Genomic DNA, 16380 nt, shown 5'->3' on the forward strand with positions numbered 1-16380 from the left:
TTAATTCCTCCCTTTCAAAACTATCTCCAACACAGCCATACGTATGTAAACACCATTTTCCATCTGTTTAAAGATCCTAGATTGGTTGCATTCAATAAGTGATTCTGAGATTTCTACTCCTCTGTTGAAAGGTCCTGGATGCATGATGATGGCATTTTCCTTCATCATCTTCGCACGAGCTTCTGTCAAACCATATCGTTCATGGTAACTTTCTTCAGTAAAGATTGAGCCTACTCCGTGCCTTTCATGCTGAACACGCAGAAGCATGACTACGTCACTCGTACTAATTACTTCGTCCCACGAATCAACGCTCTCAAATTCTCCTGCCCATTTAGCTGGGCAAAGGAAAGTCACATTGGCTCCGAGTTTTGTCAATGCATCTGCATTGGATCGAGCAACCCGGCTATGTGTAATATCCCCTGCAATTAGAACATTCAGACCTTTAAACGAACCGAACTCTTCCTTGATTGTGAACAAATCCAATAATGACTGCGTCGGGTGCTGACCTGCCCCATCTCCTCCATTTATAATGGATACATTCGTTCTACCAATCAATTCCTTATAGTATCCGTCTTCAGGATGACGGATAACAAGTGCATCCACACCGATTGCTTCAAGCGTTTTCACCGTGTCATAAAGAGTTTCACCTTTTAGTGTGCTTGAGAAATTTGATTCGAATGGCAGTACTCCAAGGTTAAGTTTTTGTTCGGCCATTTCAAAACTCATTTTTGTCCGCGTACTAGGTTCAAAAAACAAGTTACTGACAAAGTATTTCCCGGGCAATTCCCGTGCACCAAGTTTTTTATATGTATCTGCACGATCAAGGATAGTCATGATTTCAGCTTCACTCAGATCTTTCATGGATAGAAGATGTTGCATTCAGTTTATCCCCCTTTTATTGGTAAGCGACTAAACTCTATATCAGGATTTTTTAAAAAACGAGCCTTCCCGATAAACGGAAAGGCTCGTTAAGTATGACTATCCTCATCCTTCACTCAGATGGGCGTCTACGAACCTTTTCCTGACTCTCGGGCAGTGTTAAAAGGTTTTCTATTTAGTTTTATCGTCCATGCTATCATTCGTTCGGCCTGGTAGCACTAAGTTGAGCAGTACACCTACAATTGCTGCAAGTGCCATTCCTTCAATTTGAAACGTATCATTGAATTTAACGGATGCTCCTCCAATACCAATTATGAGAATAACAGAAGCAATTACCAAGTTTCGCTGATTTCCGAAATCGATTTTATGATCCACTAGCATGCGTAAGCCAGACGAAGCGATAATTCCGAATAGGAGAATTGAAACCCCGCCGAGTACTGCTGCAGGAATTGTAGCGATTAACGCCATAACTTTACCTAGGAATGAGAAAGCTATTGCGAAAACTGCTGCTCCTAAAATTACATATACACTGTAGACACGTGTCAGTGCTAGAACACCGATATTTTCACCGTAAGTTGTCTTTGGTGGACCTCCGACAAAGCCGCTTATTAGCGTTCCCAGTCCATCACCCAGTAAGGAGCGATTCAATCCCGGATTTTTTATATAATCTCTTCCAACAATTCTACCGAGAACGAGCTGATGGCCAATATGTTCTGATATCGTTACGATTGCAATTGGCACCATCAGAGCTAACAGCGTGGGCGTAATGATGAATTCGTAATCTACTCCGGGTATAAGCATTTCTGGAAATTCAAACCATTTCGCTTCCAAAACTGCTGTAAAATCCAATATCCCGATGAATGCCGAGTAAATGTATCCTACTATGATGCCGATAAGTATTGGCATCAAACTAACAATTCCCTTAAAGAACATGATGCAGATTATTGCAGCTGCAAGTGTCACAATTGCCGCGGAAAAATGAAGCAGGTTGTATACCTTTTCATCCCCGACCTGAATCGTACTTGCCATGCTAACTGCAGTCGATGATAGTGCAAGTCCTATAACGATGATGACTGGTGCCACTACAATTGGAGGTAAAACTTTCATAATCCAAACATAGCCTGTTTTCCATATTAGCAGTGAAATGATACCGTAGACCAAAGCGACAAACATACTTCCAATCATCGCGCTACCAATGCCACCTGTTTGGGTCGCTACTTGAATCGGGATGATAAAAGCGAATGATGAGCCTAAGTACGCCGGGACTTGGAATCGTGTAACAATGATGAAAACGATTGTCGCAATCCCGCTTGTTAGGAGAGCGATTGCTGGACTTAACCCCACTAGTTGAGGAACTAGTATTGTCGCTCCAAACATAGCAAACATATGTTGTAAACTAAGAATAATCCACCTGGCAGTTGCTGGTTTTTCATGGACATCTAAAACTTTTTCGTTCATAGTCATTTTCCCCCGTACGATGTACTTTATTTACTTTCTAGTCTTCGGGAGATATTCCCATTCGCTTTTATTTAGAATGAATTGAAACGCTATCTTTGCCGTCGGTCTCTTGTACACTGACCACGACCTGCTCATCGTTCGATGTAGGAATATTTTTCCCAACAAAGTCGGGTCGAATCGGCAATTCACGATGGCCTCGGTCGACAAGTACTGCAAGTTGAATTGTCGCTGGTCTACCTAAGTCCATAACTGCGTCCATCGCCGCACGAACCGTTCTGCCCGTGTATAAGACGTCATCCACTAGGATCACTTTCTTATTTGTCACATCATGCTCAATGTCGACTTGCTGCACGAGAGGTTCGTTGTTGCTATGTTTAAGCATTAAATCGTCTCGATATAATGTAATATCAAGTTCACCCGTTTTAATTGGCTTTCCTTCAATAAGCTCGATTTTCTCTGCAAGTCTCTTGGCGAGGTATGCACCACGCGTCTTGATGCCGACAAGAATACATTCATCAATTCCTTTGTTGCGTTCGATAATTTCATGAGCAATTCTCGTAACTGCCCTGCCAATTGCTTGTTCATCAAGAATATTTGCTTTTTCTGCCATTTGAACATCCTCCATTTCCCAATTTTCACTGTCGATTGTCGATTATAATACCATCCTGAAGCCAAGAGGGTTAAGTGGTTTCTTTTTTTTATAAAAAAACCCTCCCAGCCAAGGACGGCGGGAGGGTATACGTGCAGAAATAAATGTACATAGAAACTGCGCGCAGCAGTTTGACTGTACTTCCGTGCAACCTTCCCAGCCTCTCTGGACTGATGTTAAAGGTATCGCTATTCAATTGCTTCGTTCAGTATACAATTCACTCTTCTGTCTTGTCAACACTTTTTCTGACTTTATCAACTAATTCTTTAAAGTCTTCTGGCAGAGGACTGTTAAACTCCAAATACTCGTCAGTTACAGGGTGCTTAAAGCCAACTGTACCTGCATGCAATACTTGTCCATTAAACTCAAGTGTTTTTTTAGGTCCGTATTTCGGATCTCCGACGAGTGGATAACCGATGTATTTCATATGAACTCGGATTTGATGCGTACGTCCCGTTTCCAATTTACATTCGACTAATGTGTAATCACCAAATCGTTCAAGTACTTTAAAATGCGTTACGGCATGTCTTCCTTTATCGACAATCCCCATGCTTTGACGCTCACGTGGGTCACGACCAATCGGAGCATCGATGGTTCCATTATCATGAGGTATATGACCATGGACAAGTGCAGTGTATACACGCGTTACTGTCCGTTTAACAAGCTGGTCGACCAATGATACGTGCGCTTTATCATTTTTTGCGACCATCAACAGGCCTGAAGTATCCTTATCAATTCTGTGGACAATACCTGGACGGAGCACACCATTTATACCTGAGAGATCCGTACAATGATGCATTAGTCCATTAACAACTGTTCCTGACGGATGACCCGGCGCCGGATGGACAACCATTCCGCGCGGTTTGTTGACAACGAGGACATCTTTATCTTCATAGACAATATCAAGATTGAGGTTTTCTGCAACGACGTCGAGTTCTTCCGGTTCAGGTTCATCCACCGTTACCGTATCACCTAGTTTTACTTTATAATTTGGTTTCACTTGCGTACCGTCTACAAGAACAAAGCCATCTTTCAGCCATGTTTGAATTTGTGTACGTGACCATTCTGGGTTGACTTCCGACAACGCTTTGTCAATACGACTTCCCTTGTGTTCTTCAGTTATTTCGATTTCAATTATTTCCATACCTACACCTTTTTCTTGTTCTTTTTTTCATCCATAATTATATGAATGATGATGATAACCACGCCGACTGTCAATGCCGCATCCGCCACGTTAAAAATGGGGAAATCATAATTGATAACCGGAATCATGACATCGACGAAATCGACAACTTCCTTGCGCCATAGACGATCAATGAAATTCCCAATTGCCCCGCCAAGCAAAAACATTAGACCAATACCGAAGAGCGGTTGACCTTTCGCTTCTTTATGAAAGTAATAAATGATGCCGCCTGCAACTACAACTGTGACAATATAAAATAACCACATTTGACCTTCGAGCATTCCCCATGCCGCTCCCCTGTTGCGGTGAGATAAAAGCCCCAAATAAGGTTCTGCAATACTGATTTTTTCACCAAGCTCCATATTTTTAACGACAAGCCATTTAGTAATCTGATCTAAAACTATGACCAATGCCGCCAATCCGTAATAAATGAACAATCCAAATACCCCCGTCCGACAGATTACGTACTATTTTACCACATAGACACCTATATGAGCGCGTTTCAACGCTAAAAAAAGCCGCTGCAGCAAGCTTAATAAAAAGACTGCAGCGGCGGCTTTCAATTTAACCCGTCTTACGAATAATGCTCTATCACGACTTCTGCACAACGCGTACATAGTGTTGGATGTGTTTCGTCAGTTCCGATTGTTTCGGAAATTGTCCAGCAACGTTCACATTTTTCACCATCTGCCTTTTCAACAAGAACACTTACCGTATCCAGTTTCAAAGTACCTTCAGGCATGTTTGTAATATCACCTTCAGCAAATTGCGATACGATGAAGAATTGTGCGAAATCGATATCGTCCGCCGCGAATACATCTTTCAGGTTTTCAGGGACAGCAACCGTTACTTTCGCTTCAAGCGACTTCCCGATCACTTTATCATTCCGCGCTTCTTCAAGCGCCTTCAGAACATTATCCCGGACAAGCATCAAGGTAACAAAACGTTCACGCAATGCTTGTGCTGTTTCCCCAAGATCTTTCGCGTCAGGCATATCTGTAAGCTGAATACTTTCTTCCGTCTTATGTTCAACAAATGCCCACAGCTCATCTGTCGTATGCGGAATAATTGGTGTCAATAATTTCAATAGCGAAATCAAGGTTTCATACATTACTGTTTGCATTGCCCGACGATGTGGATGATCTGCGCCTTCGATATATACAACATCTTTCGCAATATCAAGGTAGAACGAGCTCAATTCACCCGTACAGAAGTTATTTACTGCATGATATACATTTGCAAATTCGTAATTTTCATATGCTTCACGTACTTCTTTAATCATATCCTGCAACTTCACATAAACAAATTTGTCTACTGTACGCAGATTTTCAAATGCGACTGAGTCAGTTGCCGGATTAAAGTCCGATGTATTCCCGTGAAGGAAACGTAGTGTATTACGAATTTTTCTATATACTTCAGAAACTTGTTTGAAATTTGAATCCGACACTCTGACGTCCGCTGTATAGTCAACAGAAGATACCCATAGACGAAGAATATCTGCACCCAGCTGATTCATCACTTTCGCAGGAACGATGACGTTACCGATTGATTTACTCATTTTACGTCCTTCGCCATCCAGTGTGAAACCATGGCTTAGCACGCCTTTATAAGGCGCATGGCCATTAATCGCAACACTCGTCGTAAGGGATGAATTAAACCATCCACGATATTGGTCAGATCCTTCAAGATAGAGATCAGCCGGATAGACAAGATCATCTCGTTCTACAAGTACACCCTGATGCGTCGAGCCTGAATCGAACCAGACGTCCATGATGTCTGTCTCTTTTGTGAAAAGACCGTTTGGACTTCCAGCATGTGTGAAACCTTCTGGAAGTAAATCTTTTGCATCGCGTTCGAACCAGATGTTAGACCCATTTTCACGGAACAATTCCGAAACGTTGGCAATTGTATCATCCGTAATGATTGGTTCTCCATTTTCAGCATAAAATACTGGAATTGGTACTCCCCATACGCGCTGACGTGAAATACACCAGTCGCCGCGGTCGCGAACCATATTATACAGTCTCGTTTCACCCCATGATGGTGTGAATTTCGTATTTTTTATTGCGTCGAGCAATTCTGAACGGAACGATTCAATTGAAGCAAACCATTGTGAAGTCGCTCGATAAATTACCGGTTTTTTCGTACGCCAGTCATGTGGATACGAGTGAGTGATAAATGATAACTTTTGAAGTGAGCCCACTTCTTTGAGCGCTTCAGTAACTGCTTTGTTTGCATCTTCATAAAAGAGCCCTTCAAAGCCAGGTGCCTCGTCCGTCATAACGCCACGGTCATCAATTGGTGAAAGCGCATCAATTCCGTATGACTTAGAAACATAGAAGTCATCTTCCCCGTGACCCGGTGCTGTATGGACACACCCCGTACCAGCTTCAGCTGTGACGTGTTCACCGAGCATGATAAGTGAGTCGCGATCATACAATGGGTGTTTGGCAATGACACGGTCTAGCTCAGTACCTTTTAGTTCACGTTCAACCGCATAATCTTCCCATCCGAGCTCTTCAGCTACAAATGTAAGTAAGTCTTTAGCGATTAGGAATTTTCCTTCTCCTGTTTTAACAATGACGTATATAAATTCAGGATGGACAGAAATTCCCAGGTTTGCAGGAATCGTCCACGGAGTCGTCGTCCAGATTAAGAAATTAACATCTTCATCAATCACACCAAGTCCATCTTTAACAGGGAAACTAACATAAATAGATGGAGATTTCTTGTCTTGGTATTCGATTTCTGCTTCAGCTAGTGCAGATTCACTCGAAGGAGACCAGTAAACCGGTTTTAGTCCTTTATAGATATAACCTTTTTTCGCCATTTCTCCAAAAACTTGAATTTGACGCGCTTCAAATGATGGCTTCAGCGTGATATATGGGTTATCCCAATCGCCCCTTACACCAATCCGTTTAAACTGGCTACGTTGGCTGTCAATCTGACTAAGTGCATATTCTTCACACATCTTGCGGAATTCAGCTACAGTCATTTCTTTTCTCTTTACACCTTTGTTAACTAATGCTTGCTCAATCGGTAGTCCATGTGTATCCCAACCAGGAACGTATGGAGCATGGAATCCTGACATTGACTTGTGGCGGACAATCATATCCTTCAACACTTTGTTCAAAGCGTGGCCCATATGGAGATCGCCATTTGCATATGGAGGACCGTCATGTAAAACAAAAAACGGGCGCCCCTCAGTTCGTTGTTGTACTTTTTTATAGATGTCCATCTCTGCCCATTTCTCTTGCATTAAAGGCTCTTTGTTAGGTAAGTTTCCTCGCATTGGGAACTCTGTTTTTGGCATAAGAAGTGTATCTTTATATTCCATATTGTTTTCCTCCTTTAAAATTGAAAAGCGTAATCAGTTCGCACATTTAAAAAACGCAGAGTACCCAGAATCCAAGTTTAGCCAACGACTTTCGTAGATTATCCTCTGGCGAAAAATTTTATGATTTTCCGAGCAACAAAAAAAATCCCCACCCCTAAAAAGGGACGAAGAATTAATCTCGCGTTACCACCCTACTTGCAGCAAACAGATTTGCTACCACTCAGACACCATAACGGGGTGTGTCCGGGATTACGTAAATCATTCCGTAATCCGGCTCAAGAGTGATCTTCATTTCCAATTTGTTGACCGGGCTTCCACCATCCCCGGCTCGCTGTACACAATTTTGGAAAGTACTTTCTCTTTCAACGCCTGTTCTAAATATATGCATATAATTATATGTGTGCATTAAGACCAAAGTCAAGTTTACTTACGAATCTAGGTCAGCAACCATTTCTAAGCGTTCTGCGTCGATTTCATATTCAAGCAAAACATCCCAGTCATCTGACTGGATAAGGTCAAGTTGCGCTTCAATAAGCATTTTAAACCGCGCACGGAAAACCTTCGATTGTTTTTTAAGATCTTCTACTTCCACAGAAATCTGGCGTGCACGTGAAAGTGCTTCATTAACGATTCGATCCGCATTTTTTTCAGCTTCTTTGATTATCAATTTCGATTCTTTCATTGAGTTACGTCGTACATCCTCCGCAGCTTCTTGGGCGATAAGAATTGACTTATGAAGCGTTTGTTCAATTGTGTTAAAGTGGGAAACTTGTTCCGTTGATTGTTGTAAACTGGCTTGTAATGTTTTGTTTTCCGCAAGAACGTTTTCATAGTCTTTCATGATTTGTTCCAGGAACTCGTTTACCTCATCTTCATTATATCCACGGAACTTGCTTGCAAACTCTTTATTATGTATATCAAGTGGTGATAAAGCCATTTAAAGCATCTCCCTTTTAACGTATTCATTCTCTATTATACATGTTGGAACATCAGATGACAGTTCTTTTTTTAAACTATTGTCTGATAAAGTGAAACTTCAATTAACAGAGACTCTTCATTCCATTGATTGTAAAAGAACTCAGATTACGAACGCCGCGTGATGGTTAAGTCTTAAAGTAGGAGGCATACTGCCCGTTAATGAAGAATAATTCATTCTAACTTCCCAACGACGAGTCTGATTTTATCTTTGCGGGTTCTTCCTTCAATTGCAATCACTTTAAAACGACCTGAACCTCTAATTGATATCATATCCGATTCTTGTAGTTCAAAAGTGGGTTGATCACGTATAGCCCAGTTCACTTTCACTTTTCCACTATGTATAAGTGAAGCAGCTTTCGGGCGTGCAACATTCAATAGAGCAGCCGTTACAACATCGAGTCTTAAGGAGCTGACAATATACATTTCCTCTGTCCATGTATCTGTCGTGTCTATCCAATCTTCAGAATTATGACTTTCTTCAACCGTCACTTTCGCTTTTCCAATCGATATAAAGTTCGCAGTCATATAATCATTTAACTCGTCCACAACCGCAAACTGTACCTCATCATTATCCACTCGAATGTCTCCAAACTTCGAACGATCAATGCCTAATGACATCATCGAACCAAGAATATCCTTATGATCTAGGGACAGAAACTTTGAAGCGTATTTGACATTGAACATGGCGATACGATAATCATCCATTTCAGGTACAAAATAATCAGGGTAAATAAGTACTCTTCTACGTTCCGCATCAGGAAATGCGCCACTCGATCCGACAACTAAACTAGAACTTCCCGCGAGCGATTCAACAATACGTAGCTGCCTTGGATCTAAGAATCCTGTTAATTTAGGTGAATACGTATCCTCCACTTCACGAATCCAGCCTATTGCCGTTTCGATGAAAGGTTGTTCGTCTTTTCTAAAGTGTTGCAATATTGTTTCCATTTGTTTCTCTCCTTATAGAAAAATCCTCACATAAGTGAGGATAACATAATCATTTTATATACTTCAAAAATCCCCTTTGAGATTAAGCTCAAAGCGAATAAACCTACGATTGGTGAAATATCAATCATACCTAGTGATGGAATGAACTTTCTGAAAAAACCTAAATAAGGCTCTGCAATCTTTTCAAGCATTTTACCAAACTTAGTTTCACGTGAAGCTGGTACCCAAGACATAAGGATATATATAATAAGTAGTATTGAGTAAATTTGAATTAGCCATGCTATACCTCTATAAAGTAATGTTATGATCTCTGCCATTCTATTCCGTACACCTCATTCAATTTCTATCTTTCAAAATAATCGGAGATTGCGCCATCAACTTCTACATTTTCAGGAACGCATAGGAAAATATCCGTCCCAATCCGTTGAATGTCTCCGCCTATTGCATAAACTGTACCGCTCAAGAAATCGACAATTCGAATTCCCTGGTCCCGTTCGATTCGCTGTAAATTCACTACAACAGCGCGTTTATTTTTCAAGTGTTCGGATATATCTTGGGCTTCTGCATAAACACGTGGTTCGATAAGAACGACTTTTGAAGACTTCTGGAGACTTTGCAAACTGACGACCGTAGCAGATTGCTGTGGTTCTCCGGTTGTTTGTTTTCGGGCAGGTACTCTGCGAGGTTGCTCTTGTACTGGTCGCTGTTCTTCACGAATCGGTTGTTCTTTAACGTCGCTTTCTTCATCTTCCAGATAAAACCACTTCTCAAATTTGTTTTTGATGCTCATGTTTCTCCCCCGTTTTCTGCTCCGACTAGTGCGGTACCGATTCTAACATGGGTTGCCCCTTCTTCAATAGCGACTGTGAAATCGTTCGACATTCCCATTGATAGTTGAGTACAAGGTGCATGTGTCAGTTCTTTAACTGAGATGCTGTCTCTGAGTTCCCTTAATGAACGGAAAACTGTACGGATTGCATTCATATCCTCAGTGAATGGAGCCATTGTCATAAGGCCTATAATTCGGATTTTATCAAAAGCCGCAGCTTCATCAATGAAGCTTTCAAGCTCATCTGGCATGACACCAGATTTAGTTGTTTCACCAGAGACATTCACTTGAATAAAACACTCGATTGTATGGTTTGCACGCTTTTGAATCTCTTTTAGTAAACTAAGTCTGTCTACTGAATGTAGGTAATCAATCTTGTTTATGATATCTTTTACTTTTCGACTTTGAACATTACCAATAAAATGCCATATCGCATCATTTTGAATTGTTACCTGCTTCTCAAGAAGAACTTCGGGACGATTTTCACCCAGATGTTGAATACCTGTTTCCAAAATTTCAGAGGTTCTTGCTACCGAAACTTCCTTTGTGACGGCAACGACCGTTATTTCCGACCTTTTTCGACCTGCTCGATCACACGTAATTTGTATAATTTGTTCAATTTCTTCTATCCGACTTTGAAGGTTTTCCATTATTATCACTACTTTTCATATATCTTTCATTTCATTGTACCAACCTAGCCCGTACATATCAATTATAAATCATTTTCCTGATACCTTTTTACCTACAAGTACGATATCTTTTCCTATTGTTGTAATGTCTTTTAGATTGACACTTTTAGTATCTTTGTCTTTTCCATCAAAAAAACTGCTTCGATCTCCACCTCCGACAAGCAATGTTTCGACTTTTCCCGTAACAATATCAATTGTGGCATCTTGAACAAAACCTAGGAACGAACCCTTAGTTGCATCAATAACTTCTTTTTTTTGCATTTCTGAAAACTTCATAAAACCCCTCCTATGATTGAATATATGCACACGAACAAAAAAATAACGCAATGCAATCGCTGCATTGCGTTACTATTATCAATTTTGTTCCATTCCTTCTCGTATCGTTTTAACTGCACTCTTCTCTAATCTTGATATTTGCGCTTGAGAAATGCCCAATTCTTTTGCAATTTCCGTCTGCGTCTGTCCCAAATAAAATCGTTTGGATAGGATGGATTGCTGCCTCTCATCCATTGATGATACCGTTTCTTTTACAGATACATATGTCAACCACCGCTCTTCTGACACGGTTTTGTCTTGTATCTGATCCATCATGAACACGGGATCCCCACTGTCTCCATTCATAGGTTCATGAAGTGACATGGGATCTTGAATTGCGTCTAGTGCAAATAATATATCGTCCGCAGGAATCCCGGTTGCTTCTGACAAATCTGAAATTCGCGGTTCTCTTTGATTGTCGTTAATGAATTGTTCTTTGGCTCTGATGGCCTTATATGCAATGTCTCGTAGTGATCTTGATACCCGTATTGAATGATGGTCACGCAAATGTCTTTTTATTTCTCCGATAATCATTGGGACTGCGTAAGTTGAAAATCTGACGTTATGTTTCAAATCAAAGTTGTCAATCGATTTAAGTAAGCCAATGCAGCCGACTTGAAATAAATCATCCGCCTGTTCTCCCCTGTACGCGAACCTCTGAACTAAGCTAAGGACAAGACGCAAATTACCAATAACAAGTTCTTCTCTTGCTGAATGATCTCCACTTTGAAGCCTGACAAACGTTGCTTTCATCACATCATTTGTTAGTAATGGCAATTCGGACGTATCAATTCCACAAATTTCTACTCTAGTACGTACCATTCGCTTTTCCTCCGCATTCTGTAGATGACTGTACAAGATAGTCTGTCCGCAGTTGTCCAGAATATGCGGGAATCCGCTTCGCCAATTTCAACCATTATGCAATGGGTTGATTTAAACTTTCACGTAATTCCGAGATTATTTTCTTTTCAAGTCGGGAAATATAAGATTGTGAAATCCCAAGCAGTTCTGCAACTTCTTTTTGTGTCATTTCCACTTGTCCCGTCAAGCCAAATCGGCATTCCATAATATAGCGCTCCCGTTCGTCAAGGCTCGTAATCGCTTCAATCATGTGTTGGCGTTCTATTTTCTTTTCTACGTCATCAATGATAATGTGCTCATCTGTGCCGAGTATATCCGACAATAGCAATTCATTTCCGTCCGCATCAGAATTGAGTGGCTCATCAAAAGATATTTCTGACCGCGTCTTATTCGTTTTACGGAGATGCATTAAAATTTCGTTTTCAATACAACGAGATGCGTAAGTAGCCAATTTGATATTTTTGTCAGTTTTAAATGTTTCAATCGCTTTTATAAGTCCGATCGCACCGATGCTGATAAGATCCTCGATATGTGTGTTGGTGTTATCAAAGCGACGTGCAATGTAGACAACGAGGCGAAGGTTTTTTTCTATAAGCCTATCACGCGCGTTCATATCGCCTTCCATGAATGCTTTGATTGTTTCAGCTTCTTCTTCCCGTGTTAATGGCTTTGGAAGAGATTCGTGTCCTCCAATATAGTATGTGCCATTTTTCTTTTTAAAAAAACTGGCAATAACCGACATCCACTTCTTTAGTTCATGTAGCATAAGCAGTTCCCCTTTCCCCATTTAATATATCCATTGCGGATACGTGCAAAATAGCCTCAGCACCATCAGGATAACGGCGGTCATTTTTAGTCACGACTATATAACCTGGTTGCATTGTATCTTCATCACCAAGCACCCATCGATCGAACTTGAAGCCGACAGCCCAGGACTGTCCCTGAAGAGTGACCAAACGTATTAACCGTATTTGTTTTTGATAAGCTTTCGGAAATGCAGACATTGAGGGTGTACTTTGTGGATCCCAAGCAAGAAGCGGTTCTAGTAGATCTTTCGGAATATGTCTTTCAAGCACTTTAAAAGATACAAAGTGAACTGGAGCTCCGGACAACGGCTCAGTACAACCGTTCCCTGAATCGATGAACACATCAATTTCAATGTTTGCATTCCATATGTTCAATATGGATGACTTACGAAGCTCCGATACATGGCGAGCAGTTCTGACATCTAGCCACTTCTTTTTCATGAAGTATAGGGAGACATATGCCACAATCGCATAAGTTAGAACGTTTATTGAAGAACTGAACATGTTGATGCGATAGTGAAAAGCGGTAAGTAAACCACCTGCAAATACTGCACCGATTAAAACCATAACCGAGGACTTTTTCCAAATGCCAAAGTTTCTTCCAAATGCACAGAAAGTCATACAAATAAAGGAAAAAATTAAAGTGACGATTGAAGATGGCAAGATGGTGACAGCCAAAGCACCTACAAAAGCGGCTAACACTAGTCTTCTGCGAGCGGCTTGGACGTTTCCTGCTTTGTTAGCGAATGAAAGGATAGCATAATTGAACAGCATATTCACTCCGACAATGAGTTCTCCGTACATAAACCGCCCTCCCTGAAAACAACGATATCATCTATGCCATGAAATGTTTGTCGGAACGAGGGTTAAGTAAAAAAAAGAAATCGACAGAATTCGATTTCGGTTTTCGGTACATATGGTTGTTTACTGAATAACTGGGTTCTTTGTCAAATGACGTTGGTGAAGTATTTTAGCCGCCTATAATTGATTTTTTTGTCGCCGGATTGTCCAGAAAGTCAGTAAAACTGATTTTTTGCGGCAATCCTTTATTATATAGGTTTCCAAATATCTCGTTGCTTTCCGTTCCAGATGGACGCTTTCCGCGGGCACGGCTTCAGCCAGGGAAGAGTGAACTTCTTTCTCTTCCTAGCTGTTCCCGCCGGAGTCGCCATCTTGCACTCCAAGCAACTAAAATTGCACTTTAAAATTAGATATATGTATACAAAAATTGCCCAATCCCATAAAATGCTCGACAGTTAGATTGTGCTGCTTTAGAGCGTGATCGTTTTTGTTCGCTATGTTTATCAGATGGTTTAAACTTAAGTGTAAAATAATACGGTTTTTGTAATTCTGGAGATTCCTGTATGCATATGCGACACGATTCAATACTTTAATTTTATTGTTAATCCCTTCAATCCTTCCGGTATTGTAAGGGTAAATAAAGATGTTTTCTATGAACGGAAGATGTTTTCGGAGTGCAATCTTTAACGTCTATTGCAAGGGATTGTTCTTTTTCAAAAGTAAATAGGTTGGATTTACACCCGTAATCGGTAAAGTAGCTCGAGACGATTGAGTCCCATTTTTATAAACCGTCTAGTCAATGTTTCCGACACCGCACCCTTCGCAATGTGTAGGATTATATGTCAATTTACCAAGGACTTTTTTTTCATACTTTTCCTTTAAAAGTCCCTTCTTTTATGAACTTTTCTTCAAAAGTGATGTTTGAGTCTTGAATATCGAGTAGGGATTTAAAATATTAGTGTATGACAAGTGAGTTCCCTCCTGGATGATGGCTTTAGTCGACTTTAATGCTACAAGGAATCTTACTTGTTCTCTATTTATATTGAACTTACGTTCCCTACACTTTTAGCTGATTGGAGTGCAGAGAGGCGACTCCGGTGGGATTAGCGTGACAGGTGAGACCCCGCAGGAGCACGGTTTTCGCGACGAGGAGGCTCACCGCACGCCCCACGGAACGCATCCGCTCGGAACGGAAATCAGCGTGTAGTAGGATTCTTTAGTTCAATTTACATTTATAAAAAAATGACGTAAGTAAAATTTTATCCCTTTCTCCTGTTTTGTGGAGATGGGGATTTTCTTTCACCAACGTCATATATTGTACAACTAATAGTTGTGGATTGTTTATAGTATTTCCACACAAAAAAACTTACCAAAAATGCAATTGCATCTTTGGTAAGCTTTTAATTTCTCATTATTATCTGCGTCGATTACGTAAGAAAGTCGGAATATCGAGCGCGTCATCTTGATGATTATTTTGAGGTTGGCGTGGAGGTTCCTGTTGTTGGAACTGTGGCGCTTCCTCCCTGCGTTCCCGCGTTGGCGGTTGTTGTACAGGAGGTTGTTGTTGTTGTTGTTGTTGTTGTTGTTGTTGTTCACGTGCCTGTGGACGTCCTGCACCGAAACCAGCGCTTCTAGACGGACGTGATACCGTTAGTTGCTCTTCGGTAAATCCAGTTGCAATGACTGTCACAATAATCTCGTCTTTCAAGTTATCATTGATGACCGATCCGAAAATCATATTCACATCTTCATCTGATGCTGAAGCTACGATATCTGCAGCTTCCTGCACTTCGAACAAACTCAGGTTAGAGCCACCTGTGATATTCATAAGTACGCCTTTGGCACCGTCAATCGAAGTTTCAAGTAGAGGACTCGAGATAGCCTTTTTCGCAGCTTCTGACGCACGATTTTCTCCCGTTGACATACCGATTCCCATTAGAGCAGAACCTTTATTGGACATAATTGTTTTAACATCCGCAAAGTCCAAGTTAATAAGTCCAGGTACAGCGATCAAATCAGAAATACCTTGTACCCCTTGACGAAGTACATTATCAGCCTCGCGGAAAGCTTCCAACATAGGTGTATTTTTGTCTACGATTTCTAGTAACTTATCATTTGGAATGACTATTAGCGTATCGACAGATTCTTTCATTGCCGTAATACCACCGATTGCCTGTGTCTGGCGTTTGCGGCCTTCAAATGTAAATGGTCTTGTTACGACTCCGACCGTCAGTGCACCAAGATCCTTCGCGATTTGTGCGATGACCGGAGCAGCACCCGTTCCTGTTCCTCCACCCATACCTGCAGTGACAAAGACCATATCCGCTCCACGCAATGCCTCTTCCAGCTGCTCTTTACTTTCTTCAGCGGCTTTTTTACCAACTTCTGGATTTGCACCTGCTCCAAGTCCCCGTGTCAGTTTACCGCCAATTTGCAACTTCACTTCTGCAGTAGAAAGATTCAAAGCTTGCGCATCTGTGTTTACTGCAATAAACTCGACTCCCTGTACCCCATGTTCAATCATTCTATTTACAGCATTGTTCCCACCGCCACCTACACCAATTACTTTAATGACGGCTAACGCGTCAACATTCGTGTCAAATTCCAGCATCGTTTCTCCTCCTAATCCATTACATACAATTATTTA

The 16380-nt window shown here is 41.1% G+C and carries 16 protein-coding genes, 1 pseudogene and 1 other annotated feature; all 17 genes and pseudogenes read right to left on the reverse strand.

Annotation, left to right across the window (positions count from 1 at the left end; translation table 11 throughout):
- The 17 genes and pseudogenes from AC25Y6_RS03785 to ftsZ all read right to left on the reverse strand — a co-directional run bounded on the left by AC25Y6_RS03785 (nt 1) and on the right by ftsZ (nt 16344).
- Nucleotides 1-879, reverse strand: a complete 879-nt coding sequence (locus AC25Y6_RS03785) for an aspartate carbamoyltransferase catalytic subunit (RefSeq protein WP_488142098.1) — start codon at nt 877-879, stop codon at nt 1-3.
- 171 nt (nt 880-1050) lie between these two features.
- Nucleotides 1051-2337 (reverse strand): solute carrier family 23 protein, encoded by a 1287-nt coding sequence (locus AC25Y6_RS03790; RefSeq protein WP_482100377.1) that lies wholly within the window; start codon nt 2335-2337, stop codon nt 1051-1053.
- A gap of 67 nt (nt 2338-2404) precedes the next feature.
- On the reverse strand, nt 2405-2947 hold the full coding sequence (gene pyrR / locus AC25Y6_RS03795; RefSeq protein ID WP_482100376.1) for a bifunctional pyr operon transcriptional regulator/uracil phosphoribosyltransferase PyrR: 543 nt from the start codon (nt 2945-2947) through the stop codon (nt 2405-2407).
- Between the two features lie 256 nt (nt 2948-3203).
- Nucleotides 3204-4130, reverse strand: coding sequence for an RluA family pseudouridine synthase (locus AC25Y6_RS03800; protein WP_488139415.1), 927 nt, complete (start codon nt 4128-4130; stop codon nt 3204-3206).
- Between the two features lie 2 nt (nt 4131-4132).
- On the reverse strand, nt 4133-4606 hold the full coding sequence (gene lspA, locus AC25Y6_RS03805; protein ID WP_482100374.1) for a signal peptidase II: 474 nt from the start codon (nt 4604-4606) through the stop codon (nt 4133-4135).
- A 137-nt stretch (nt 4607-4743) separates the two neighbouring features.
- Nucleotides 4744-7506 carry an isoleucine--tRNA ligase gene (gene ileS, locus AC25Y6_RS03810; RefSeq protein ID WP_488142099.1) on the reverse strand — a complete coding sequence of 921 codons (2763 nt, stop codon included), beginning with the start codon at nt 7504-7506 and terminating at the stop codon, nt 4744-4746.
- A gap of 157 nt (nt 7507-7663) precedes the next feature.
- Nucleotides 7664-7881, reverse strand: a binding site (T-box leader).
- Nucleotides 7882-7933: 52 nt separating this feature from the next.
- Nucleotides 7934-8443 (reverse strand): DivIVA domain-containing protein, encoded by a 510-nt coding sequence (locus tag AC25Y6_RS03815; protein WP_482100372.1) that lies wholly within the window; start codon nt 8441-8443, stop codon nt 7934-7936.
- Between the two features lie 212 nt (nt 8444-8655).
- Nucleotides 8656-9432, reverse strand: coding sequence for a YlmH family RNA-binding protein (locus AC25Y6_RS03820; protein WP_488139418.1), 777 nt, complete (start codon nt 9430-9432; stop codon nt 8656-8658).
- A 26-nt stretch (nt 9433-9458) separates the two neighbouring features.
- Nucleotides 9459-9749: a YggT family protein gene (locus AC25Y6_RS03825; RefSeq protein ID WP_488139419.1), complete on the reverse strand. Its 291-nt coding sequence runs from the start codon at nt 9747-9749 to the stop codon at nt 9459-9461.
- Nucleotides 9750-9775: 26 nt separating this feature from the next.
- Entirely contained in the window at nt 9776-10222 is a 447-nt protein-coding gene (locus AC25Y6_RS03830) for a cell division protein SepF (protein WP_482100369.1), read from the reverse strand.
- Nucleotides 10219-10911 carry a YggS family pyridoxal phosphate-dependent enzyme gene (locus tag AC25Y6_RS03835; protein WP_488142100.1) on the reverse strand — a complete coding sequence of 231 codons (693 nt, stop codon included), beginning with the start codon at nt 10909-10911 and terminating at the stop codon, nt 10219-10221. Before AC25Y6_RS03835 ends, AC25Y6_RS03830 begins: the two co-directional genes overlap by 4 nt.
- A gap of 69 nt (nt 10912-10980) precedes the next feature.
- Nucleotides 10981-11226 (reverse strand): PRC-barrel domain-containing protein, encoded by a 246-nt coding sequence (locus tag AC25Y6_RS03840; RefSeq protein ID WP_482100367.1) that lies wholly within the window; start codon nt 11224-11226, stop codon nt 10981-10983.
- A gap of 78 nt (nt 11227-11304) precedes the next feature.
- The gene (gene sigG / locus AC25Y6_RS03845; protein ID WP_482100366.1) at nt 11305-12087 is read right to left on the reverse strand and encodes an RNA polymerase sporulation sigma factor SigG; all 783 of its coding nucleotides are present in this window, start codon (nt 12085-12087) and stop codon (nt 11305-11307) included.
- 94 nt (nt 12088-12181) lie between these two features.
- Nucleotides 12182-12892, reverse strand: coding sequence for an RNA polymerase sporulation sigma factor SigE (gene sigE / locus AC25Y6_RS03850; protein ID WP_482100365.1), 711 nt, complete (start codon nt 12890-12892; stop codon nt 12182-12184).
- A complete protein-coding gene (locus tag AC25Y6_RS03855; RefSeq protein WP_482100364.1) occupies nt 12882-13736 on the reverse strand; it encodes a sigma-E processing peptidase SpoIIGA in 855 nt (284 codons plus the stop codon). The genes sigE and AC25Y6_RS03855 overlap by 11 nt, the downstream gene beginning before the upstream one ends.
- Nucleotides 13737-14258: 522 nt before the next feature.
- A pseudogene (locus tag AC25Y6_RS03860) lies at nt 14259-14408 on the reverse strand (transposase); the annotation flags it as partial.
- A 739-nt stretch (nt 14409-15147) separates the two neighbouring features.
- The gene (ftsZ, locus tag AC25Y6_RS03865; RefSeq protein WP_488142101.1) at nt 15148-16344 is read right to left on the reverse strand and encodes a cell division protein FtsZ; all 1197 of its coding nucleotides are present in this window, start codon (nt 16342-16344) and stop codon (nt 15148-15150) included.
- Nucleotides 16345-16380 lie beyond the last annotated feature (36 nt).

The sequence above is a fragment of the Sporosarcina sp. Y1004 genome (genome assembly GCF_057669665.1).